General features: G+C 48.8%; 20 protein-coding genes, 1 pseudogene and 1 riboswitch. Of the genes and pseudogenes, 15 read left to right on the forward strand and 6 right to left on the reverse strand.

What is annotated here, in order from left to right; all coding sequences use genetic code 11:
- The first annotated feature begins 4 nt into the window (after positions 1 to 4).
- The 11 genes from QRD89_RS02435 (at position 5) to QRD89_RS02485 (ending at position 10,829) form a co-directional block, all read left to right on the forward strand.
- Positions 5 to 982: an asparaginase gene (locus tag QRD89_RS02435; RefSeq protein ID WP_286096231.1), complete on the forward strand. Its 978-nt coding sequence runs from the start codon at positions 5 to 7 to the stop codon at positions 980 to 982.
- Positions 983 to 1,153: 171 nt separating this feature from the next.
- Complete coding sequence (locus QRD89_RS02440; protein WP_008634390.1) at positions 1,154 to 1,789, forward strand: 2OG-Fe(II) oxygenase; 636 nt, start codon at positions 1,154 to 1,156, stop codon at positions 1,787 to 1,789.
- Positions 1,790 to 1,994: 205 nt separating this feature from the next.
- On the forward strand, positions 1,995 to 2,975 hold the full coding sequence (locus tag QRD89_RS02445) for a YncE family protein (protein ID WP_286096232.1): 981 nt from the start codon (positions 1,995 to 1,997) through the stop codon (positions 2,973 to 2,975).
- Positions 2,972 to 3,637 (forward strand): response regulator transcription factor, encoded by a 666-nt coding sequence (locus QRD89_RS02450; protein WP_286096233.1) that lies wholly within the window; start codon positions 2,972 to 2,974, stop codon positions 3,635 to 3,637. Before QRD89_RS02445 ends, QRD89_RS02450 begins: the two co-directional genes overlap by 4 nt.
- Positions 3,615 to 5,051: a sensor histidine kinase gene (locus QRD89_RS02455; protein WP_286096234.1), complete on the forward strand. Its 1,437-nt coding sequence runs from the start codon at positions 3,615 to 3,617 to the stop codon at positions 5,049 to 5,051. The genes QRD89_RS02450 and QRD89_RS02455 overlap by 23 nt, the downstream gene beginning before the upstream one ends.
- A gap of 17 nt (positions 5,052 to 5,068) precedes the next feature.
- Positions 5,069 to 5,632: an SCO family protein gene (locus QRD89_RS02460; protein ID WP_026578812.1), complete on the forward strand. Its 564-nt coding sequence runs from the start codon at positions 5,069 to 5,071 to the stop codon at positions 5,630 to 5,632.
- A 19-nt stretch (positions 5,633 to 5,651) separates the two neighbouring features.
- Positions 5,652 to 6,389, forward strand: a complete 738-nt coding sequence (locus QRD89_RS02465) for a FixH family protein (RefSeq protein ID WP_286096235.1) — start codon at positions 5,652 to 5,654, stop codon at positions 6,387 to 6,389.
- Between the two features lie 177 nt (positions 6,390 to 6,566).
- Positions 6,567 to 6,953, forward strand: a complete 387-nt coding sequence (locus QRD89_RS02470; RefSeq protein ID WP_008634393.1) for a YbaN family protein — start codon at positions 6,567 to 6,569, stop codon at positions 6,951 to 6,953.
- A gap of 117 nt (positions 6,954 to 7,070) precedes the next feature.
- Positions 7,071 to 8,546: an acyl-CoA carboxylase subunit beta gene (locus QRD89_RS02475; RefSeq protein ID WP_286096236.1), complete on the forward strand. Its 1,476-nt coding sequence runs from the start codon at positions 7,071 to 7,073 to the stop codon at positions 8,544 to 8,546.
- Between the two features lie 10 nt (positions 8,547 to 8,556).
- Entirely contained in the window at positions 8,557 to 10,149 is a 1,593-nt protein-coding gene (locus tag QRD89_RS02480; protein WP_286096237.1) for a class I adenylate-forming enzyme family protein, read from the forward strand.
- A 161-nt stretch (positions 10,150 to 10,310) separates the two neighbouring features.
- Positions 10,311 to 10,829 carry a YehS family protein gene (locus QRD89_RS02485; RefSeq protein WP_286096238.1) on the forward strand — a complete coding sequence of 173 codons (519 nt, stop codon included), beginning with the start codon at positions 10,311 to 10,313 and terminating at the stop codon, positions 10,827 to 10,829.
- A gap of 35 nt (positions 10,830 to 10,864) precedes the next feature.
- On the opposite strand, the gene prpB is transcribed toward QRD89_RS02485, so the two are convergent.
- From prpB to QRD89_RS02505, 4 genes and pseudogenes are all read right to left on the reverse strand, one after another.
- Positions 10,865 to 11,788 (reverse strand): methylisocitrate lyase, encoded by a 924-nt coding sequence (gene prpB / locus QRD89_RS02490; RefSeq protein ID WP_286096239.1) that lies wholly within the window; start codon positions 11,786 to 11,788, stop codon positions 10,865 to 10,867.
- Positions 11,789 to 11,803: 15 nt separating this feature from the next.
- On the reverse strand, positions 11,804 to 13,246 hold the full coding sequence (locus tag QRD89_RS02495; RefSeq protein WP_286096240.1) for a bifunctional 2-methylcitrate dehydratase/aconitate hydratase: 1,443 nt from the start codon (positions 13,244 to 13,246) through the stop codon (positions 11,804 to 11,806).
- Positions 13,247 to 13,310: 64 nt separating this feature from the next.
- Positions 13,311 to 14,427: pseudogene (gene mmgD, locus QRD89_RS02500) on the reverse strand (citrate synthase).
- Between the two features lie 38 nt (positions 14,428 to 14,465).
- Positions 14,466 to 14,666, reverse strand: a complete 201-nt coding sequence (locus tag QRD89_RS02505; RefSeq protein WP_286096241.1) for a hypothetical protein — start codon at positions 14,664 to 14,666, stop codon at positions 14,466 to 14,468.
- Between the two features lie 164 nt (positions 14,667 to 14,830).
- Positions 14,831 to 15,027: riboswitch (cobalamin riboswitch) on the reverse strand.
- 165 nt (positions 15,028 to 15,192) lie between these two features.
- Here QRD89_RS02505 and QRD89_RS02510 point away from each other — a divergent pair.
- The 3 genes from QRD89_RS02510 (at position 15,193) to QRD89_RS02520 (ending at position 19,323) form a co-directional block, all read left to right on the forward strand.
- Positions 15,193 to 15,843 carry an SDR family oxidoreductase gene (locus QRD89_RS02510; protein ID WP_008634412.1) on the forward strand — a complete coding sequence of 217 codons (651 nt, stop codon included), beginning with the start codon at positions 15,193 to 15,195 and terminating at the stop codon, positions 15,841 to 15,843.
- Positions 15,844 to 15,982: 139 nt separating this feature from the next.
- On the forward strand, positions 15,983 to 17,164 hold the full coding sequence (locus QRD89_RS02515) for an alanyl-tRNA editing protein (RefSeq protein WP_286096242.1): 1,182 nt from the start codon (positions 15,983 to 15,985) through the stop codon (positions 17,162 to 17,164).
- A gap of 245 nt (positions 17,165 to 17,409) precedes the next feature.
- The gene (locus QRD89_RS02520; RefSeq protein ID WP_286096243.1) at positions 17,410 to 19,323 is read left to right on the forward strand and encodes an LTA synthase family protein; all 1,914 of its coding nucleotides are present in this window, start codon (positions 17,410 to 17,412) and stop codon (positions 19,321 to 19,323) included.
- Between the two features lie 45 nt (positions 19,324 to 19,368).
- On the opposite strand, the gene QRD89_RS02525 is transcribed toward QRD89_RS02520, so the two are convergent.
- Together QRD89_RS02525 and QRD89_RS02530 are read right to left on the reverse strand one after the other, a co-directional pair.
- Positions 19,369 to 20,175, reverse strand: a complete 807-nt coding sequence (locus QRD89_RS02525; RefSeq protein WP_286096244.1) for an AAC(3) family N-acetyltransferase — start codon at positions 20,173 to 20,175, stop codon at positions 19,369 to 19,371.
- A gap of 134 nt (positions 20,176 to 20,309) precedes the next feature.
- The gene (locus QRD89_RS02530) at positions 20,310 to 20,783 is read right to left on the reverse strand and encodes a YusW family protein (protein WP_286096245.1); all 474 of its coding nucleotides are present in this window, start codon (positions 20,781 to 20,783) and stop codon (positions 20,310 to 20,312) included.
- 274 nt (positions 20,784 to 21,057) lie between these two features.
- On the opposite strand from QRD89_RS02530, the gene QRD89_RS02535 reads away from it, so the two are divergent.
- On the forward strand, positions 21,058 to 22,839 hold the full coding sequence (locus QRD89_RS02535) for an SLC13 family permease (RefSeq protein WP_286096246.1): 1,782 nt from the start codon (positions 21,058 to 21,060) through the stop codon (positions 22,837 to 22,839).
- The last annotated feature ends 12 nt before the right edge of the window (positions 22,840 to 22,851 follow it).

Here is a 22,851-nt window from a genome sequence, read left to right on the forward strand (position 1 = left end):
GATAATGAAACGAATTCTTCTCTTGTCGACAGGTGGAACGATCGGATGTATCCAAACGGAGGAGGGGCTGATCCCGGGCATTCCCATCCAGGATCTGGTCGGTTATCTGCCATTGAAGGAAGAGGACGTACAGATTGATACGGATACGGTTCTCAACATCGATAGTACGAACATGCAGCCGGAGCATTGGGAAGAGATAGCAAAGGCTGTCTATGCGCATTATCCGGACTACGATGGGTTCGTCATCACTCATGGAACGGATACGCTGTCCTATACATCCGCAGCCTTGTCCTACATGCTGCCGAATCTGCAGAAGCCGGTGGTATTGACCGGCTCCATCCAGCCGATCGATGCACAGAAGACGGACGGAGTGCGGAATTTGACGGATGCTGTTACCTATGCAAAACAAGGAGAACCCGGTGTGTTCGTCGTCTTCGGCGGACGGGTCATTGAAGGAACGCATGCGGTCAAAATGAGGACCGAAAGCTATGATGCGTTTGAAAGTATCAACTATCCATATATTGCTTATATCGAGGGCGACCGTATTGAGCCTAATATGGATGTGCCGGATCGTGTGGAAGGTGATTTTCGCCTGGAAACGGGGCTGTGCACGGATGTTCATTTGTTCAAGCTGTATCCGGGAGTCAAACCGGAAATGTTAAATCTCATCAAAGATCATTTTCAGGCCGTCATTATTGAAACATTCGGAAGCGGCGGACTGCCGTTTCTCGAGCGCGATCTCACCAAAACCGTAGAGGAACTGATCGGGGAAGGGAAGATCGTCGTCATCACGACACAGTGCCTGGAAGAAGGAGCGGACTTATCGCTCTATAAGGTCGGCAGGGTGATCGATCAGGAGAAGGTCATCCTTTCGAACGATATGAATACCGAGGCGCTGCTGCCGAAGCTGATGTGGGCGATGGGGCGGACCTCAAACTTCTCCGAATTGAAGCAGCTTGTTGAAGGCTCTTCCTGTCCATGAGGCAGGAAGAGCTTTTTTTTGGATATCCGATTTCATATGTGAACAATTTTGTAAATTTTATGAAAACCAGCAGAAAAAAGGAGAGAAAAATGATAGAATAGCTTTTATATCCATAAAGATATGCCTTTGTTTTGTAAGCGTTTTATCAAATGAGAAAAGGTTGATGAATAAGTGGCAACACATGTAAATGAAGCATCTATTTTCGATCATACGGGAAGCAGGATTGTGACAGAGGATCGTGACGTGACGATTCTTGCGAAGATGGAAGAACCGAAGATCGCTATATTGGGAAATGTCGTCAGTGAGGAAGAGTGTGAAGCGTTGATCCGTCTGTCGAAGGATAAGGTGAACCGTTCCAAAATCGGTTCCGATCATGATGTGAGTGATATCCGTACGAGCAGCAGTGCGTTTCTGCCGGACGATGAGTTGACGGGCAGGATCGAGAAGCGCCTCGCTCAGATTATGAATGTGCCGGTGGAGCATGGAGAAGGGATTCATATCCTTCATTATAAACCGGGTCAGGAATATAAAGCGCACCATGACTATTTCCGTTCTACTTCCAGAGCCGCGAAAAACCCGAGGATCAGCACCCTCGTCCTCTACTTGAATGATGTCGAAGAAGGCGGGGAAACATATTTCCCGGAAATGAACCTTACCGTCTCCCCTCACAAAGGAATGGCGGTCTATTTCGAGTATTTCTATAACGATCCTGCGATCAATGAGCGTACGCTTCATGGAGGTTCGCCGGTCACTGCCGGAGAGAAGTGGGCGGCAACGATGTGGGTACGGAGGCAGCAGTATCGATAAAGTCTCTTCCAAAGCGCAGAAAACTTGCTTAACAAATAAAAGAGGAAAACACCTCCATAGAGAGGTGTTTTTCCTATGAAAATGCGTTTCTCCTTTCTTTCCATGATTTTGAAATAATTGCCTGGAATTTCGCAAAGATTTCATAATTATCTTTTATACTTATTAGTAACTGGACAGGATGATTGGATAAGGTTGGGAGGACGGTATGAATAAGTGTTGGATGTTTTTGTTGTTGGTCCTTTTACTTCTATTGTCCGGCTGCCGGGAGGACAAGGTTGTGATTCCGCAGGGGGCGGCAGATTCGATTGTTATTTCCCACTTGAAAGACAATCGGATGTCGTTTCTGGATCCGGAGGGTAATTTGTTGAAGGATACAAAGGTTGGGACCGTTATTGCTGATATGGAAAGGATCGATGATCTACATATAGCTTTCACGACGAAAAAAGAGGATTTCCTGGTCCTGTTGAATTTGGAAACAGGGAAAACAAAGAATTGGGCGGATGTCGGACCGGATGTCAATAAGCTACTTTATGATGCAGACAGCCACCAGTTGTATCTGGCAGACAGTAAAAACAATCAGGTACAGGTGTTTGATACAGAAAAAGAGGCGATTACGGGGATGATACCAGTCGGTTCTTTTCCCCTTTCCATGGTGACGGATGATCATGGAGAAATGCTGTATGTGTTGAATCAGCAGGATGACTCGGTCTCCGTCATTGATACGAAGACTTTTGAAGTGGTTAGGGAAATTGCAGTTCCCCATCTGCCGGAGGGGCTGTGGTATAACGATTCTAAACTGTATATCGGCGGCCATGGACCGGTACATGGTGAATTAAACCGCCACGTCTATGTGTTTGATGTCGACAAAGGGGAGCAGATGGATCGGATAGCTGTCGGCTTGATGCCGGTCAATCTGTACAGCCCGGAAGGAAGTTCGAATTTGTATGTAGTCTGTCACGGGTCTCATGAAGTAGTGAAGGTCCCGTTCGATGATTATGAAAACAAAGAGACGGTTAAAGTGGGAGCGAATCCTTTTGACGTCATCTCCCAACATGGCAACCTCTATGTATCAAGCATCGACAGTGATAAAGTAACCGTCATGGACATCGAATCGTTCGAAGTCACAAGGGAAATTGCTGTAGATGGAGGGCCTGTAACGATGATAGCTGGAGGGAAAGAGGAATGAACATATTAGTTGTGGATGATGAGAAGGAAATGATCCGCCTGATTACTTCGTATTTAGAGGCGCACAGCTATCAGGTGTGTACGGCCCAGGACGGAGAAGAAGCAGTTCGATTGCTGAAGACAAAAGAAATCGACCTTGTCCTGTTGGATGTCATGATGCCAAAGATGGACGGAATGGAGGCCTGCAGGGAAATCCGGCGTTTTTCTGATGTTCCTGTTCTGATGCTGACGGCGAAGAGCCATGAAGACGACCGGGTGTATGGTTTGAAGGTAGGAGCGGATGATTACATTGTCAAGCCGTTCAGCCCGAAGGAACTGGTAGCTAGAATCGAAGCTTCTCTCCGTCGTACGAAAGGCTTCCAGATAGAAGGAGAAGGATACTTCAGGTATAAAAAGATAGAAGTGGACTTGAAAGGACATGTCGTGCGGGTCGAACAAAAGAAAGTAAATTTGACGAGAAAGGAATTTCAACTGCTCGCTCATTTAATCCAGAATCAAGGCCAGGTGTTCACACGTGATCAACTGCTTGACCGTGTGTGGGGATTTGGAAGCGAAGGGACGATGAGAACCGTAGATACCCATATCAAGACGTTGAGATTGAAGCTGAAGTCAGCAGGAGTTTACGTGCAGACGGTTTGGGGTGTCGGCTATAAATTCAATTAGAGACTGGCTGAAAGCGATTGGATTGAAACAGAAGATATGGGTGACGATGGCTGTAGTTTCCATCGGAGCTGTACTGATCGTCATCGGACTTACCTACTTTCTTTATGAAAGATTTTATGTAGACAATCAGAAAGACACGCTTCTTCTACAAGGAAACAATCTGAAGGATGTGTATATGGAAGATGGGGAGGGAGGTACCTTCCAGGAGCGTCTGCGGTGGATGAATGAAAATATGGAAGCGGAAATCATCTTTACTCAGAATCCAATGGAGCTGAGCGGTGCGCTGCCTTATGAGGAACCGCTGCAGGAATCATTGATCACTTTTGAAGAGAGGCAGAAGCTGCTTGATGGTGAAACCGTTACAATGGTCCGGCAGCATCCGCTCTTTGAGCAGGATATTCTGGCTGTGGCCATTCCTTTGCTGGAGGGAGATGCTCTCTCAGGTGCGGTATTTTTGTATATGCCCCTGGACGATGTCTATGCGCCCTTTCATTCCATTTCTCTTATTTTAATCGGGGCGATTCTCATTCTCTTATCGTTGTTAGTGTGGGCGGGGAGGAAAATAGCTGCCCAGCTTGTGCAGCCGTTGGAGAATATGAGGATGATCTCTGAAGAAATGGCCGGTGGGGATTTTACCAAGCGGATGGAGGTTGTTTCATCGGATGAAGTCGGTGCTCTTGCCCACTCTTTCAATCGATTATCTCAATCGCTGGAGGAAGTTGAGAACAACCGGAGAGAGTTCCTTCAGAACGTTTCCCATGAATTACGTACCCCTCTAAGCTATATGAGAGGATATACAGAGGCGATTATAGAAGGAGTCATGGGAAAGGAAGAGGAAAAGAAATATATCCGAATCACTCATCAGGAGACAATCCGGCTCTCCCGGCTGGTTCATGATCTGCTCGACCTGGCTCAGCTGGAAGGGGAGTCGTATCCGATGCAGCTGGATATTCTTCCTTTCTCACAGCTTGTCCTGGAGGTGGTGGAAAAGTTCCGACTGCCTTTGCAACAGAAGGGGATGGATTGTAAGGTTGAGCTTGATGAAGAGCTGATCATTAAAGGGGACGCAGATCGTCTCGAGCAAGTCTTAAGCAATCTCCTGGATAATGCCATCCGCTATAGTCAAGAAGGAGATGGAGTGACGATTACTGTGCGACAGCAAGAAGACCGTGCCCTGCTTGAAATTCACGATACAGGGGCAGGAATACCTGAGAAGGATTTGGCCAAGATCATGGATCGATTCTATCGTGTACATAAGTCGAGATCGAGAAAAGAAGGAGGATCTGGTCTCGGACTTGCCATCGTCAAGCAAATTATCGTCAAACACGAGGCGGACATAAATATCCAATCTAAAGAAAACGAGTGGACGAAAGTTACTCTTTCCTTTCCTTTATTGGATCTGGAAGATGAATAATGAAAGGTGTTGTTTTCATGAAGCGATACGTAATGGTTCTGTTGGGAGTATTGCTGCTGGCAGGTTGCGGCGGGGAAATTGAGTCGAACATGTCAGGCTCTGTCCAGTCTTTCTCCTTCACGACGCAAGATAACGGTAAATTAAGTAACGAAGATTTAGAGGGAGATTGGTGGGTGGCTGATACGATTTTCACAAATTGCGAGACGGTCTGTCCTCCGATGACGAATAATATGGCTGTGCTGCAGCAGAAAATGGAGGAAGAGGATATCGATGCCCAGCTTGTCTCTTTCAGCATCGATCCGGAAAATGATACACCGGAAGCGTTGAAAGAATTCGGCGACAAATTCGGAGCGGACTACGACAACTGGTCCTTCTTGACAGGGTATGAATTCCAGACGATTAAGGAATTATCCATCAAGTCGTTCAGCAACCTGGTCGACGAGATCCCGGATTCTGATCAGTACATGCACGGGACAAGCTTCTTCCTCGTCAATCCGGAAGGGAAGGTCATCAAGAAGTATGATGGAACGAAGCGGAGCGAAATGGACAAGATTGTGGAAGATCTGAAGAAAGTCCAATAATGAAAGGGAGTGCTTCGGAATGGGCAGGAAGTCAATAATCGGAACTTTTCTTATGGTTGGTATACTGCTGATGCTCACGGCATGCGGAGGGGAAGACAACGCGGAACAGCAGGCGGCGGATAGTGATCTGGTACCTCTCGACGTCCGTTTCTCAACGACTCCGGAAGAACAGCTGGAACCTGGTGACACTTTCACCTTACAGGCCCATGTAACGAAAGGGGAAGAAGCTGTAAATGATGCCGACGAGGTCCAATTCGAGATGTGGCAGGACGGCCAGGATGAGGAAGACCACAAAATGCTCGAAGGCGAATCAACGGGGGACGGCATGTATGAGGTCGAAACCTCTGTAGAGGAAGCGGGTCTGTACTATGTCGTTTCCCACGTCCAGGCAAGAGGATCTCACAACATGCCGAAGGACGAGCTTGTCATCGGAGATGTCGATTCTGCACAGAAAGAGCCTTCGGAAGAGGAAGGTGGGATGGTCCATATCATGATGGAGGAGCCTGTTGAAAAAGGGGAAGAGACGACCTTGACCGCGCATGTGATGGAAGCAGAAGCGCCGGTGGAAGGTGCGGACGTCCGTTTCGAAGTGTGGAAAGAAGGGGAAGAGTCCCATGATTTCGTCGATGCGGAGGAAGCGGGAGAGACGTATACGGCTGACTATGTGTTCCCGGAATCCGGAACCTATCAAGTGAAGCTGCATGTGGAAAAAGGGGACTGGCATACCCATAAAGAGAAACCCATTACCGTGAACTAGAGGAATCTGAAGTTTCTTTCATACATAAAGGAAAGAAGGTATTAATAGGTCGCACCTTTGGCGTAGGGCGGCCTTTTTTTTGTATGGAAACAATTACTGACGGTTACGAATGGAAATTATGAAGGGAATCAGGTTAACATAAGAAGAGATACGACGAATGTAGTAAGGGGTTAATCGATGAAACAGTTTGTAAAGGTACTGTTGATCGTCATTGGCAGTATATCACTCGGTCTTGGCGTGTTGGGAATCGTTCTCCCTCTGGTTCCGACGACACCGTTCCTGCTGTTGACAGCAGCTTGTTATGTGCGCAGTTCCGACCGTCTGTACAATTGGCTGATGACGAATAAATGGTTCGGTTCCTATATCCAAAATTATAAATCGGGCAGAGGGATTCCTGTCAAAGCGAAGGTATCTGTCCTGATCATGATATGGTTTTCCTTTCTTTTCTCCGCGTTTTTCATTGCTCCGAACGTATGGTTGAAGCTCGGTTTTATTTTCGGAGGATGTTTCTTTACCGTTGTGATCTATCTCACGAAAACGTATCGTCCGGAAGAAGATAAGTAGGCGCTCCTTTGGAAGAGAGGAGCGTCTTTATTTGACTTGGAATATAATTGAATTTTCAGAACGGTAAACGTATAATCGAAACATACCGACTGGTTAGTATGTGAGGGGGATACGATAGTGGAGGGAAAACAGGAAAGCTTAGTGAAACAGCGGAAATTAAGTGCAAGGGAACGAATCGATCTGCTTGCGGATGCCGGGTCGTTCTGGGAACTAGGGGCGGCCGCACATTCTCCGGTACCTGGTATGGAAGAGCGGACACCGGCAGACGGACTGATCGGCGGCATGATCCGCGTGGAAGGGAGAGAGGCGGTCGTTCAGGCGATGGACGTCCGCGTGCTGTCCGGAACAGAGGGGGAAGTGCACCTGCGAAAGAGTGAGTTCTTCTATTCCTATGCGAAGAAACGGAAGCTGCCGCTGTTCAACTTATGTGAAGGCGGAGGACTGCGGATGCCGGACGGGATGGGTTCCGACGGCATCAGTGACAAACTGTTCCCTCGCTGCATGCTCGATCATGGGAGGGAAACACCGGTCCTGACTGCCATACTTGGAGAATGCTACGGCGGTCCGACATGGATGGCCGTCACCTCCGATTTTGTCACTCAGGTGAAGGGAACGGGGATGGCCGTAGCAGGACCAAGGATGCTCGAAATGGCAAGCGGGGAGCGGCTGACAGCGGACGATCTTGGCGGAACCGGCGTCCATGCCGTCCACACGGGTCACATCGATCACATAGCGGAAACCGAGGAAGATGCCATCGAGATGCTGCGCACATTTTTCCGTTACCTACCTTCCAATGCAGAAGACACCCCGCCGGTCGTTCACAGCGGGGATGGCGATCGGAGGATTGATGTAATGGACATCGTACCTGCCAATTTGCGGCGCCCTTATGATGTGAGGGAGGTTATCGCAACTCTGTTTGATCTGCAGACGTTCATGGAATACCGATCGTTTTACGGAAAAGCACTGATCACCGGTTTTGCCCGTCTGGACGGGCAGGTAACCGGGATCGTCGCAAACCAACCGATGCAGATGGCAGGTGCACCGGGACCGGAGGAATGTGATAAAGCGGTGGATTTCATCTGCCTGTGCGATTCCTACCATATTCCCCTCGTCTTTCTTCATGACACGCCTGGTTTCCGGATCAGCAGCCAGGCGGAGAAGCGGAAGATGGCTTCGAAGATTATGAACTGGAACACGGCCCTTGCTAAGTCGACGGTGCCGAAATACTCGGTCGTTCTCCGAAAGAGTATTGGAGCCGCTTATGGAAATATGTGCGGACCCGGAATGGGAGCAGACGTCGTCGCTGCCTGGCCGGAGGCGGAAATCAACTTCACCGGTCCTGAGGTCGGTGTGAATGTGGTGTATGGAAAGCATATTCAACAGGCAGAAGATCCGAAGCAGGAACGAGCCAAATATTTAGAGCAGTGGAATTTCGACAGCTCCCCGATGAAGGCAGCAGGCAAATTTCTGATTGAAGACATTATTGAACCGGAAGCTACCCGTTCCTTTCTTCTCCGTTTCCTTCGATCGGCGACGGCTTCCGGTCCAGTGAAAAGCGACAGACGTCTCGCTGATTGGCCGATGTCGCAGTAGGAGGGATGGAATGAAGAAGCAGGGACGAGACGATACGGTGATGTATAAAAAGGGGAAGAAACCTTTGGCGGAATACTTACAGGACCATGCCAGGCAGCGTCCGAACGATCCGGCGTACATTTACTACGGAAAGGCTTGGAACTGGAGAGACGTGCTGGAGCAGGTTCAGAAGGTCGCAGGGTTCTTAACCTCCGCTGGATTTACAAAAGGTGATCGGATCGGGCTTTTCATGCAGAACGGACCACCATACGTGATCGCTCATTATGCCATTCAGTACATCGGGGCAGTCGTCTGTCCGCTCAGTCCGATGTATAAGGCTGGAGAGTTGGATTACTTCGTGGAAGAAGTAGGGATGTGCGCCGTTTTCGCGGGCAGCGAACTGCTTTCGGAAGTTAGAAAAATGGAGCATACGCTCGCCCGTGTCATTGCCGTTCGAAACAGCGAGTACCGAGCAGACGCCGTTTCAGAGAAGGATTCAACCCTGCAGCAGCGGGAAGTGGCATGGAGAGATGTTCTTCTTGAAGGCCCTTCGTTACAAAAGCCAACCGCCGTTGATATGGATGAGACCGCTCTGCTTGCTTTTACATCCGGGACGACCGGGCGTCCGAAAGCGGCCATGCTTACCTACGGCAATGCCCTTTACAAAACGGCGGCTGCAGTCAGCGCCAACGGAGTGGAGAATCGGGAAACGTGGCTTGCGGTCATGCCGCTGTGCCATATAGCGGGAATGGTGATGGGCGTGAATATCCCTGTCTACACAGGGGCTCCGTGTGTGTTGATGGAACGCTTTGATCCGGTTGAAACGTTGAGGATGCTTAAACATTATGAAGTGACGGTCTGGTACAGCACCGCACCGATGAATGAGGCGATACTTGACATGGGAACAGAAGGAACGCTTGAACACTTGCGGTTGAACCTGTGTACCAGTTTCGGTATGCCGGTGACGGAGAGTCTTGCGGAAAGGTGGAGGGAGCTAGCGCCGGGGTGCCGTTTGTTTGAAGCATCGTACGGCTTGAGTGAATCACATACGGTCGATACGTATATGCCTGCGGAAAAGGTGAAATTCGGTTCCGTCGGCGTTCCGGTTCCTGGTTCCAGGATAGAGATCCATGATCCATGGACAGGAGAAGCTTGTCCACCAGGGGAGTCCGGGGAGATTGTTATCCGAAGCCCGGGTGTGTTTAAGGGCTACTGGAATCGTCCGGAGGCTACAGCAGAGGTTAGGAAGGATGATTGGCTGCATACGGGCGATATCGGTTACTTCGATGAGGACGGCTATCTGTATTTTCAAGGTCGGAGTAAGGAGATGATCAAGTCCTCCGGGTTCAGTATTTTCCCGGAAGATGTGGAATCGCTGTGGAAGAAGCACCCGGCTGTCGTACAGGCAGCCGTCATCGGTATCCCGGATGAGCGAAAAGGGGAGGTTGTGAAGGCGTTCCTCGTTCTGCAGCAGGAGGCCGACGTAACGGAAGAAGAGCTGAAAGGATGGGCCAAGGAGCATATGGCCCGCTACAAGGTACCTTCAGCCATCGAAATCCGCCGCTCGCTGCCGCAGACGAGCGCAGGAAAAATACTAAGGCGGCTGCTGAAAACAGAGACGTAACCCGATAGACCGCTTCCCGCTATGGGGGCGGTTTTTTCGGTGTGTTCTTGGGTAAGATGAAGGGGATATGGATAATGGGATACTTGTGTTAAAATAGTCCTTTAACAGGCCGGTCGTCTTTTGCTGCAAAAGAATCCGCGACACTACATGGAGGTTATGATATGGATAATAATGATATATTGATACGGCTGCGATATGCCCTCGATATCCGCGACATGGACATGGTTGAAATATTCAAGCTCGGCGGTGTAGAGCTGACGAAAGAGGACGTGCGTAAAGTTCTCACCAAGCCGGAGGAAGAGTATGAGGAATACGATGATGAAGCGTACGAGGACGAGGTGCATATCAAGTGTACGAACAGCATGTTGGAGTCCTTCCTGAACGGGTTGATTACATTTGAAAGGGGCCCTCAGCTTTCTAAGGATGGCACCCCTGTCAAACCGGACCGTTCCATCAAGAACTATTCCAGCGTCAATAACGTCATGCTGAAGAAAGTGAAAATAGCATTGAAACTCACCAACGAAGATGTGATCGACATCATCGGACTTGCCGGTGTGACGATAACAAAAGGCGAATTGAGTGCGCTGCTTAGAAAAGAAGGGCATAAAAACTACAAACCATGCGGCGATAAGTATGCGAGGAATTTCCTGAAAGGCCTTGCGATCAAGCATCGCGGCTGATGAAAAGCCCCGGGAGAGGCATCCCGGGGCTTTTTTTATGATTTTGATTCCCTTCCGATTTCAGGGAGGATGGTTTTGGCTACTTTCTTGTCCAGTGCTTCATAATCATAATAGTTGATCGTTTCGTATAACTCTTCACGGGACTGCATGTCGGACAATTTGTGCTTTTGTGTGTCTTGGGTCAGGATTTCCGTGAAAATCCGTTCGTAGGCTTTAGCAGCGACGCGAAGGGAGGTGACAGGATAAATCACCATGTTCATTCCGAATGCCTCGAAGTCTTCCCCGGTGAAATACGGGGTTTTCCCGAATTCCGTCATGTTGGCCAGAAGAGGGGCGTGAATGGCATCGGACGCCTTTTTGAAATCTTCCTCGCACGTCAAAGCCTCTGGAAAAACAGCATCTGCGCCCGCTTTTACATAATTATTCGCACGTTCGACCGCCGCATCCATTCCTTCCACCGACTTAGCATCTGTTCTGGCGACGACCAGGAGGGTAGGAGCCGTTTCTTTAATCGTGCGGATTTTCTGCATCATCTCTTCTGTATCGACAAGTGTTTTTCCGTTTAAGTGGCCGCACTTCTTCGGGAGCTGCTGATCCTCGATTTGAACGGCAGCAACTCCTGCCTCTACCATTTCCATCGCTGCGCGGGCGACGGTGATGGTCCCGCCGTACCCGGTGTCGATATCGACAAGTAAGGGAAGGTCGGAGGCACGGATCAACTCTTGTGCCTTTGCTGCCATTTCGTTGGAGTAAATCATGCCGAGGTCGGGCAGTGCACGGCTGGCAGTATAGGCGGCACCTGATAAGTAAAGGGCCTTGAACCCGACGTCTTTGGCTATTTTGGCAGACATGCCGTCATGGGCACCGGGAATCCTGAGCAGGTCCTGTTCTTCCATCAATCGCTTGAACGCTGCTGCTCGTTCCGGCTGGGTCGATGTAGGTTCCACTATCCATGTCATGATACGTTCTCCTCCTTATATACGGAATAATTCCATGAATTGAGGCACGGATGTATCGATTAATTGGTCGTAATCCTCACATCGATTCATAATCCGGTTCACCTGACGGAATGGGAAGCGTGTCTTCAAATTGTCCTGGAACTTGTTCCAAAGAAGCGGGATTCCCTCATCCCGGCGTCTGCGGTGGCCAAGGGGGTATTCAATTGCCACTTGTTCAGTGCAGGAACCGTCTGTAAAGAATACCTGAACAGCATTGGCGATCGAACGTTTATCCGGATCGAGGTAATCGCGGCTGTATTCCTCGCACTCCACCGTTGTCATCAACCCTCTTAGTCGGTCGATATCCGGATTCCGGGCCGTGTCATCTTCATAGTGGTCGGCGTTCAGGGTGCCGTAAATCAATCCGACAGCTGTGATGTACTGCAGGCAGTGATCGCGATCCGCAGGGTTGTGCAGCGGTCCTTTCTTATCAATGATCCGAATCGCCGATTCATGGGTTGTGATGGTAATCCTGGCAATGTCGGAGAGTCTGTCTTTTACTTCCGTGTGGAGCTGGACGGCGGCTTCCGCAGCCGTCTGGGCATGAAACTCGGCTGGGTATGCGATTTTAAACAGGATATTCTCCATGACATAGGAACCGAGCGGGCGGGCCAGTGTCAGCTTTTTCCCGCTGAACAGGACATCCTGAAAGCCCCACCCTGGCGCAGATAGTGCTGTGGGATATCCCATTTCTCCTTTTCTCGTCATTAAAGCCAGACGGACACCCCTGCTTGTCGCATCACCGGCAGCCCAGGATTTCCGTGATCCGGTGTTTGGCGCGTGGCGGTATGTGCGGAGACTGGAATTATCGACCCATGCCTGCGAGACGGCATCGGTGACTTCTTCCTTCGTCCCGCCGAGCATCGCTGTAACAACGGCGGCTGTTGCGACTTTTACGTAAAGGACGTGGTCCAAACCTTCTCTGTTCAGGCTGTTCTCAAGTGCAAGGACACCTTGAATTTCGTGGGCCTTCACCATGTTCACGAGCACGTCCTTCATGTGGAGCGGAGCTTCCCCTGCGGCCAGTCGCCTCCGGCTGATATAGTCGGCGATGGCCAGGATTCCTCCCAGGTTGTCGGAGGGATGCCCCCACTCGGCAGCGAGCCACGTGTCATTGTAGTCGAGCCAACGAATCATACAGCTGATATTGAAGGCGGCATGAACAGGATCCAATTCATAGGAAGTCCCCGGGACACGCGAGCCGTCAGGAACGATAGTACCAGGAACGATGGGACCGAGGTGTTTCGTGCATTCCGGGTATCGAAGGGCGAGAAACCCGCAGCCAAGCGAATCCATCAGGACGTACTGGGCTGTCTGCAACGCTTCCTCGCTGGTAACTTCTTCGTGAACCGCATAAGCAGCGATTTCCTCCAATAATGGATCGGTTTCCTTGAGGGTATTCATTTTCACTTCTTCCATTTCATCTCCACCTTTACAAAGAATATGTACCATACAGCCGGGCAGGCAGCCCGGCTTTCTTCCTTTATGGATGCAGATCCCGCGGGCCGGAATAAAGGACACGGGGACGGAACAACTTGTTGTTGGCGTATTGTTCTGTGACATGGGCACAGAGGCCGAGGGTTCTTGCAGCAAAGAAGATCGGCGTGTACAAAGCGATTGGAACAGAAAGAAGGTAATAGACAGGAGCAGCGTAGTAATCCAGATTCGGATATAGATTTTTTTCTTCTTTCATGACGGCTTCTCCTGCTTCACACATGTCAAACAGGTCTTCACGTTTTTTTTCTTTTGCGAGTTCCCGAAGAGCTTCTTTCATGAGGGAAGCCCGTGGGTCCATGCGATTCCTATACACTCGATGCCCGAATCCCATCACCTTTTCTTTCTTCTGGAGCTTTTCATAGAGCAGGTGACGGAATCCGTCGGTCGTTTTTCCTTCAAGCAGCATATGCATGACCGCTTCATTCGCACCGCCGTGAAGATTCCCTTTTAAGGAGGCGACGGCACCGGTCAAGGCACCATACAAGTCGGCATTCGTCGATGCGATGACCCGGGCGGTGAAGGTCGAGTTCGGCATTTCGTGCTCGCTGTAGAGCAACAGGGAACGGTCGAAGAACTTCACCTCCTGCTCCGATGGGTATCGTACCGGTGATCATGTATAAGAAATTCGCGCTGTAAGAGAGTTCCTCCGTGGGCTCGATGACCGGTTTCTGCTGCAGGATGTGGTAACTGTTAGCGACGATGTTCGGAATTTTAGCCAGTAAACGCAGCGCCGTCGTACGCATGACCTCCGGTGAGCGGTCTTCCAGCCTTTCATCGTGACCGGCAAGGGCGGAAACACCTGTGCGCAGCGCATCCATCGGGTGTGTAGAGGACGGAAGCTTTTCGAAAAGCGTAAAAAAACCTTGCGGCAGGGAATATTCCTTTATTAAATTAGCTTCGATATTTGATCGTTCTGCACCTGCAGGGAGACTGCCGTGAAGCAGAAGATGAATCAAGTCTGTATAGGTCTTACAGCCGGCAAGCTCAATCAGTTCATAGCCGCGGATGACAATTTCCTCTTTCTCTGTATCCAGGTAGGAAAGCTGCGTCTCTGCAGCAATCACACCATCAAGACCAGGTCGATAGATCATTTGATCAGGCATAGACATCCTCCTTATAGTAACCGCTTACAAAAATAAGATCAGGACAGCGAATGCTTACCGAAAAGTTCTTCGCGGACAAGGACGTATGCTTTTTCTAAACGAATTCGTTCCTCCGAGTCACGGCATTCCTTCTGCCATTGTTCGAACGTCTCCTCCAGTGTACTTGGAAGAGCGGCGTAGAACTGATTCATAATAGATGCTTTAAAAAGGTCGATATAGCTGTCTATCGGATCAATCATAGAGACACCTCTATTTCATTCGGAAATAAAGCCAATAAAAAAACAACTTCCCCAAGAAGTTGTCAAGCTGCGTTCTTCCTAGGAAAAGCAAATAAGATCCGCAGCCATGCGTATCCATCCTTCTCCTGAAACGGCACTTCACACCCCCTATCCTCGTAGGTACATGATGTTCGCTGAAACGGGCAGGTCTCCTGGCTTATGATCATCGCTCCCTGAACCCTTCCCATTCCCGCTCGATGACGGGGACAGTGGTCCTTCAGTTCGCTCCCAATTACAGTTGCGGGACAGCACCGGCTTTTCACCGGTTTCCCTTTTAAGCAGGCAGCATTTGTGCGCCTGCACCCGAATCAAAACGTATTCAGTTGTCACAGTTCAATATATCAAACAATCCATAAATAAACAATATTTTCCTTTCTTCCCCATGGTAGGAACAGCTGGGATGTTTGCTTTTTATAAAAAAAGGTTACATATCTTACAGGTGAACAAACTATACCATGTATGTTTTCCATAGAAAGGATGAGTGAGAGTGAAAGTTCTTGTAGTAGGTGCAAATGGTCAAGTCGGTAAACATCTGGTTGAGAAAATCCAGGACAGCGAAAAAGTAGAAGCTGTCGCTATGATCCGCAAAGAGGAGCAGGCGTCCTACTTCAAAGATTTAGGAGCCGAAACGGTCCTTATTGACTTGGAAGACGACACGGAAACCATTGCAAAAGCGTTTAAAGGAGTGGACGCTGTCGTATTTACAGCGGGATCCGGTCCGAATACCGGCCCTGATAAAACAGTAATGATCGACCTTGACGGTGCGGTGAAGACGATCGAAGCATCGAAGCAGGCAGGTGTGAAGCGCTACGTCATGATCAGTTCTTTCGATACGACGCGGGAAGCGATTCAGGAAGCACCGGCTTCTTTCGCTCCTTATGTCATTGCGAAGCACTATGCAGATGACTGGCTGCGACGAACGGATCTGGATTACACGATCATCCACCCGGGAATGCTGACGAACGATGCGGGTACGGGTGAAGTGGAAGCGGCAGAGAAAGTCGAACGCGGGGAAATTTCCCGTGAAGACGTGGCGAGCGTCATTCTTGCGACATTGGAAAATGAGGCGACAATCGGTAAGGAATTCCAAGTGGTCGGGGGAAATACGACCGTCCGCGATGCTGTAGGATCTTTATAATTATTAGGAAGACTCTCGAAGGCTCTGCTGGAAACAGCGGAGTCTTCTTTATTGTTTCGTCGATTTCCCGGGAAATATGTGGCGGCACCATGTGAAAAAATGCTACGATTCCCGTAGGATATACATAGGAGGAAAGTATATGACACGGAAATTATATTATGAAGATGCTTATTTGACAGCATTTGATACAACCATTGCTCGTACCGGGCAGGATGATAACGGATTTTTCGTCATACTTGAAGAAACAGCCTTTTATCCAACCGGCGGCGGCCAGCCGAGTGATCGAGGAGCTTTGAACGGAGCACCGGTTTCGGGTGTGGAAGAAGTGGACGGCGATATCCGTCATTATTTGGAGGAGCCGATGGTCGTCGGAGGTACCGTCCATGGGGAAATTGACTGGGCCAGACGCTTTGACCATATGCAGCAGCATTGCGGTCAGCATATCCTTTCTGCAGTCTTGGAAGATCGTTTTCAGTGGCAGACGACCAGCTTCCATCTGGGTGAGGAAACGGTCACGATCGATTTGGATACTTCTGAGCTTCTGGAAGAAACGCTTACAGAAGCGGAAGCAGAGGTCAACCGCTTGATCCTGAAAAATATTAAGGTGGAAACAGCATGGATGACGGCGGAAGAGGCGGGGAAGTATCCTTTGCGTAAGAAACTCGCCGTCACGGAAAATGTCCGTCTCGTCATGATTCCGGGCGTTGATTATAATGGATGCGGCGGAACACATCCGCAGGCGACCGGGGAAGTAAGGGCTGTCAAGCTTCTGGGCTGGACTAAGAATAAGGGTCAGGTGCGCCTGGAATTTGTCTGTGGAGAACGTCTGCTTGGACAGTTCGGGAAGAAACATCGACTGTTGACGGAGTTGAAGCAGCTCGTTGCCCGTCCCGAGGAGGCGCTGCCGGAGGAAATCGTTGAGCTGAATGAAAAAAGCAAAGAGAAGGATAAGTACATCTTGGATTTGGAGAGTAAGCTGATCGGCTATGAAGCGAAGGAGCTTGTGGAACAAGGAGAGCAGAAACAGTTTCTCTCTGCAGTATATCAGGACCGTTCCATTAAGCAGCTCCAGACTTTAGGGCAGGCTGTGTTGAACGAAACGACGGATGCCTGTGTCCTGCTCGTCAGTGAACAGGAAGATGCCCTCCAGTTTGTACTTGCCTGTGGCAGCGGACTGGACAGAAATATGAATGACGTGGCGAAACAAGTGTTGCCGCATATCGAGGGAAAAGGCGGAGGAAAACCGCATTTTGTCCAGGGTGGCGGCAAGAAACGAATCAAAGCGGATGCATTTGTGGAGCTGGTAAAGAATATAGTTTAAAAAGAGTCCCCCTGAACTCCAGGAAGCGCCTGTCGCTTTCTGGAGTTTTTTATCATCTTACGGTAACTGTTGTGTAATAGTGGTGTAATAGTATTAAGAACATATAACAGTTCCATTATTGTTGCGTTTTTTTATTGTAAATGTGGTATTATCAATCTTGTTCTCCTACGCATGCTTAATTTTAATTGGTATCAGCTATTGATGGAACATAAATAAATTAGATCACTATTTACGGAGGTTGTATCATGTTTTCTAAATTTAAAACAAAGATGGAAAACCCCGAATTCAAGAAGAAATTCATGATTTATGCTGCTGTCATTGCAATTTTCTGGGCGAAGATGTATTACGTTCAGGGCAGTGTCTTCACGTTGAATATTGAAAATGCCAATGAAGCGGCTATTCTTGCATTCAACCCACTGAGCAGTATTTTCCTACTATTCGGTGTCGGTATTCTTCTTGGCGGCCGTAAGGGAATGCTGGGGATGTATATATTCGGGTCCTTACTATTGTATGTAAACGTCCTATTTTATAGAGAATACAACGACTTTTTAACGATTCCGATGTTAGGTCAGGCGGCAAACCTTGCCGGTCTTGGCGGAAGTATCACCGATATCATGTCAGCCACAGACATTTTCCTGTTCCTTGATGTCTTCGTCGCTGCATTTCTATTGTTCTTCTTAAGAAAAAATCGTTTGCAGAGTTTCATGCCGAAACGAAAGGAAGGTTTGATCCTTGCGATGATCGCTGTTCCTTTGTTTGTCGTGAACCTCGGCTGGGCACAGACTGAGCGTACGGAATTGCTGCAGCGGGCATTCGACCGGAACATGCTTGTCAAGTACCTTGGTGTCCTGAACTTCCACGCGTATGACCTTGTTCTACAGGGACAGACAGAGGCGAAGCGTTCTTTCGCCGACAGTAATGAACTTGCGCCTGTCTTGAATTATCTAAATGAGAAAAAGACGGAGCCTAGTGAAGAAATGAAGGGAATTGCAGAAGGGAAGAACGTTATTGCTCTTTCCTTGGAAAGTACGCAGACCTTTGTTGTCGATAATACGGTGAACGGACAGGAGCTGACGCCATACTTGAACGACCTGAAAGAAGAAGGGGCTTATTTCAGTAACTTCTATCACCAGGTGAAGCAGGGGCGTACATCCGATTCCGAGTTTCTGTTGGATAACTCCTTGTATGGATTGAACCGTGGATCTGCATTCTTTACGCATGCGGGGAATGAATATGAGGCAACGCCGGAAGTGCTAGGCAAAGAAGGGTACACGTCTTCTGTTATGCATGCGAACGATGCCAGCTTCTGGAACCGTGATACGATGTATGATTCACTCGGATATGATCGTTTCTATTCCAAGAAGGATTTTGATGTAACTGAGGATAAATCCTATAACTGGGGTCTTCTCGATGAGTACTTCTTTGATGAATCCCTGGATAAGATGGAACAGATCGATCAGCCTTTCTATAATAAGATGATTACACTGACGAACCACCATCCGTTTACGCTTCCGGAAGATAAACAGATGATCGAGCCTGGACAAACATCCAGTAAGACGCTGAATAACTACTTCCAGACGATTCGTTATCAGGATGAAGCATTGAAACAGTTTGTAGAGAAATTCAAGAAATCTGATCTGGCCGATGACACGGTGTTGGTCATCTATGGGGACCACTTCGGTATTTCTGAGAACCATAAGAAAGCCATGGGTGAGTATTTGGATAAAGATATCAATGAATACGAACAGTTCCAGCTTCAACGCGTACCGCTTCTCATCATCGGAGAAGGCATTGAGCCGAAAGAATATGATACAGTCGGTGGTCAAATCGACCTGCGTCCGACAATCATGAATCTGCTCGGTGTGGAAGATGACAATCCCGTTCAATTCGGACAGGATCTCTTCAGTGAAGATCGTCAGGAATTGATGATCGACCGTGATGGTAACTTCGCAAATGAAGAGTACGTCGGTGTCAATGGCAACTGCTATGACAGGGAGACCGGCGAACCGGTAGAAGGGGAAGATGCTTGTACATCCGGATTTAAACAAGCGGAAGAAGAGCTTGCTCTATCTGACTCTGTCGTCTACGGCGACCTGCTTCGCTATTTAGACGAAACAGAAATGATTGAGCAGAAAGCTTCCTCAGATAAAAAAGAATAAGACAAGAGAAAGAGCTTGCGGGCTGAATCCCGCAAGCTCTTTTTTTTATTGGTGTGCGTGGAGGAGGTATGCTTCTGTGAAGTCCACCACTGCGGGCTGGGGAAGCAGACGGGCTTCTGCCTCTCCGACCGGTGCTTTCTTCACCTGGTGCACCTTTTCGAATGCTTCTCCGATTGTTGGGAAACGTTCTTCCTCATACTCTAAATCTTTGTAAGTCCGCCATACTCTCTTTCCATCTTCATAAACCGGACTTCCATTCGTACATTCTTTCAGACACTTGGAACGATATTCCCCGAGATGCATGGACGTATTGCTCTCATAGTCCGTACCAAGTAAAAGGACATACCCGTCCCGGTCATAAATCCGGGCGAGTGGAGACTGGTCCCCAAGTCCGAAATCAAGCGAATGGTCCTTCGTGATTTCTTCGCTGTATTTCCCCCAGGCTGCGAAGGAAGAGACCGGATGGTTGCTCCGCTTGACATCAGGAAAAGAACGGAACGCCTCCGCGATCTGTCCCATGAAGTAACTAGGAGTGATGACCGGATCAAAGGCGGGCATTTCTGCGCGCACCGTTTCCCACCACGATTCAGGGATGGGTGGATTCCCCCATCCGGCTGGATCCGACATGTTGGCACTATGGGCAGGCATGACCAAGGTCCCTGTCGGTGTCAGAACGTCCTGCAGAGCATGGATGACGGTGACAGGTCCTCCACACACCCAGCCCAGCGAACTCATCGAGCTGTGAACAAGCACCGTCATGCCTTCCTCCACTCCTAGATTTCTAAGGTCCTCCGCGAGGGATTTCCTTGTTTGTGGCTGCTTTGAAAATTGGACAGCGTTTGCTTCCGACATAGTCGAACGACCTCCTGCTTCCATTATGTAATGGATGTACTCCTTTTATTTTACAATGAATGGCAGGAGTTTAGGAGGGGATAATTTCATAAAAAAGGAACACCTCCGATCATCCTGCCGGAGGTGTTCTTCCTTTATTTTGTTTTATCCCTGTATTCTTTCTCCGTACCATCCGGGAAATCGACGTCGAGCTCGAAAGACTCATAATCATCCGGCAGGTTGAAGGCTTCCTTCACTTGCTTGATGACCTCATCGTCTGCGGTGTCCTTGTCGAACGTCAGCTCCTGGAACAGAGGTGTCATTTGTGCCAATGCCTCGTCGGACTGAAGGTTTTGGTCGTCCATGTCATCTTGATAACTCGCTTCCATTCCATCTTTCTCCTTTTCATAATCCACATCAAATGTATTGTTCTCCGGATAGTGGACCTCTAAGTCGAAGCTGGTGAACGGAAAAGATTGTTCATCCGTCTCTGCTGCACCATTTTCTGCCTGCTCCTCTTGAGGTGCATCCTCAGGTGGGTTGCTTACCTCATCATTATCGTTACATCCTGCTAACAGGAAAAAAGGGACTGCCGCCAGCAAGGATAGTGTTTTCCAGTTATTCATCATTCCTGCATCTCCTTTGATTTGAAAGTATTCGTAGTGTACCCAATCTCTAGAATTCATATATATGACGCGATTTTCTCCACATATCCTGCTTGCAGACAGGGCGAAGGTACGTATTTTTTTCAAAATTAAGGAACACTGCCAATAGTTTTGAAATATTTTACTATAAAAGAGTTGCGTAATTCCGAGTAAACCTATAGACTTAAATATCAATTGATGATTATTCTGAATATTTAATTTCGTAAGACTATAAACAGGTGGGTATGGAGGATTGACAATGACCTGGGAGATGGGGTTTGTGCTGCTGGTCGTCTTGGTGATGATGATCTGCTTATTTAAAGAGGTGGCGCGGCCGGATATTATCGTGTTCGTCGCGTTGATTGCGTTTCTTGCAGTGGGCATCATTACACCGGAAGAGGCGATTTCCGGCTTCTCCAATGAAGGTATGCTGACGGTTGCTATGCTGTTCGTCATAGCTGGTGTCATTCAGAAGAGCGGGTTGGTTGAGAGATCGGTGGCAGCCCTGCTCGGGAAAGGGAAGTCGGAGAGGAGATCGTTGTTCCGGTTTCTTGTACCGATATCCGGTGCTTCGGCATTTTTGAATAATACACCGATCGTCGTAACGCTGACACCGATCGTTCGCGAATGGTGTGCCGATCATAATATATCACCGTCTAAATTTCTGATTCCATTATCTTACGCTTCCATCTTGGGAGGAATACTTACCTTGATGGGTACGTCCACCAACCTTGTCGTCCATGGATTGCTGCTGGAGCGGGGGATGGAGGGATACAGTCTTTTCACTCTTGCACAAGTCAGTCTTCCCGCAAGCTTGATCGGGTTGGTTTATTTGGTGACGGTCGGTTACCGTATTCTTCCTGACTACAAACCTTTGAATAAAAGAAGCGGGGATGAACGGAAGCAATATTTGATGGAAGTGGTTGTAGAGAATCACTTTCCAGCCGTCAATCGGACGGTTGAAGAGGCAGGACTCCGTAATTTGGAAGGAGTTTATCTGCTGGCAATTGCGCGCTCCAAAGATAAAGTGTGTCCGGTTAAGAATTCTACAACGATAAAAGCGGGGGACCGCCTTATTTTCACTGGTATCATTTCCAAGATCGCTGAGCTGCAGGATAAGAAAGGATTGACGATCAAAACAGGAACGGACGTCTCCCTGGAACAATTGGAGAACGGACACGGCCGACTTGTGGAAGTCGTCGTCTCTCACCAGTCCTCTCTGCTGCATAGAAAGATAAAAGAAACACAATTCCGGGCGACGTTTGATGCAGGAGTGGTCGCTGTTCATCGGAACAATGAACGGATTGAAAGTAAAATTGGTGACATTGAGTTGAGAGCCGGAGACACGCTCCTGCTTTTGACAGGAGCTGATTTTCAGGAAAGAGCAGCTCAGTCAAAAGATTTTTATGTCGTTACACCGCTTAAGAAACACCCGCTCTTAAATAAGATGAGCAGTTGGAAGGCGTGGACGGCACTCCTGTCCCTGGTCGCAATGATCGGCCTTGTCACCATGAACGCCCTGTCCATGTTTACGGCAATGAGTATATTGGTCGTCTTTTATCTCCTGTGCAAGATTGTTACTCCTGATGAAGCCAAGCAGAATGTCCAGTTCCACGTCCTTCTGCTCATCGCAAGTGCCTTTGGAATCGGGCAGGCCTTGTTCAAAACGGGCGCTGCCGAATGGGTAGCCGGCGGACTGATCCGACTGTCCGATCCATTCGGGATTTTCGGAGCCCTCGTTCTGTTGTATGTTCTGACGGCTCTCTTTACAGAAATGATCACAAACAATGCTGCCGCTGTCTTAATGTTCCCAATCGCTGTCGAGGCCGCCAACAGGCTGGGAGTAGAACCGATGGCCTTTGTCATCTTGGTAACCATCGGGGCGTCTGCAAGCTTCCTGTCTCCAATCGGATACCAGACGAACTTGATTGTATACGGACCGGGGGGATATCGATTCAAAGATTATTTAAAGGTTGGTCTGCCTTTGAGCTTTCTTGTCATGGCATCGACGATATGGATGGTTGATTGGATCTGGATATAATAAAAAGGACTT

This window comes from Halobacillus sp. ACCC02827 (assembly GCF_030291935.1).
Lineage (GTDB): Bacteria > Bacillota > Bacilli > Bacillales > Halobacillaceae > Halobacillus.

What these genes read in the sequence shown, in the direction of transcription:
- QRD89_RS02435 (WP_286096231.1), top strand. Translation starts at nt 5, where the DNA reads ATGAAACGAATTCTTCTCTTGTCGACAGGTGGAACGATCGGATGTATC.
- QRD89_RS02445 (WP_286096232.1), top strand. Translation starts at nt 1,995, where the DNA reads ATGAATAAGTGTTGGATGTTTTTGTTGTTGGTCCTTTTACTTCTATTG.
- QRD89_RS02450 (WP_286096233.1), top strand. Translation starts at nt 2,972, where the DNA reads ATGAACATATTAGTTGTGGATGATGAGAAGGAAATGATCCGCCTGATT.
- QRD89_RS02460 (WP_026578812.1), top strand. Translation starts at nt 5,069, where the DNA reads ATGAAGCGATACGTAATGGTTCTGTTGGGAGTATTGCTGCTGGCAGGT.
- QRD89_RS02465 (WP_286096235.1), top strand. Translation starts at nt 5,652, where the DNA reads ATGGGCAGGAAGTCAATAATCGGAACTTTTCTTATGGTTGGTATACTG.
- QRD89_RS02470 (WP_008634393.1), top strand. Translation starts at nt 6,567, where the DNA reads ATGAAACAGTTTGTAAAGGTACTGTTGATCGTCATTGGCAGTATATCA.
- QRD89_RS02480 (WP_286096237.1), top strand. Translation starts at nt 8,557, where the DNA reads ATGAAGAAGCAGGGACGAGACGATACGGTGATGTATAAAAAGGGGAAG.
- QRD89_RS02485 (WP_286096238.1), top strand. Translation starts at nt 10,311, where the DNA reads ATGGATAATAATGATATATTGATACGGCTGCGATATGCCCTCGATATC.
- prpB (WP_286096239.1), bottom strand. Translation starts at nt 11,788, where the DNA reads ATGACATGGATAGTGGAACCTACATCGACCCAGCCGGAACGAGCAGCA.
- QRD89_RS02495 (WP_286096240.1), bottom strand. Translation starts at nt 13,246, where the DNA reads ATGGAAGAAGTGAAAATGAATACCCTCAAGGAAACCGATCCATTATTG.
- QRD89_RS02505 (WP_286096241.1), bottom strand. Translation starts at nt 14,666, where the DNA reads ATGATTGATCCGATAGACAGCTATATCGACCTTTTTAAAGCATCTATT.
- QRD89_RS02515 (WP_286096242.1), top strand. Translation starts at nt 15,983, where the DNA reads ATGACACGGAAATTATATTATGAAGATGCTTATTTGACAGCATTTGAT.
- QRD89_RS02520 (WP_286096243.1), top strand. Translation starts at nt 17,410, where the DNA reads ATGTTTTCTAAATTTAAAACAAAGATGGAAAACCCCGAATTCAAGAAG.
- QRD89_RS02525 (WP_286096244.1), bottom strand. Translation starts at nt 20,175, where the DNA reads ATGTCGGAAGCAAACGCTGTCCAATTTTCAAAGCAGCCACAAACAAGG.
- QRD89_RS02530 (WP_286096245.1), bottom strand. Translation starts at nt 20,783, where the DNA reads ATGATGAATAACTGGAAAACACTATCCTTGCTGGCGGCAGTCCCTTTT.
- QRD89_RS02535 (WP_286096246.1), top strand. Translation starts at nt 21,058, where the DNA reads ATGACCTGGGAGATGGGGTTTGTGCTGCTGGTCGTCTTGGTGATGATG.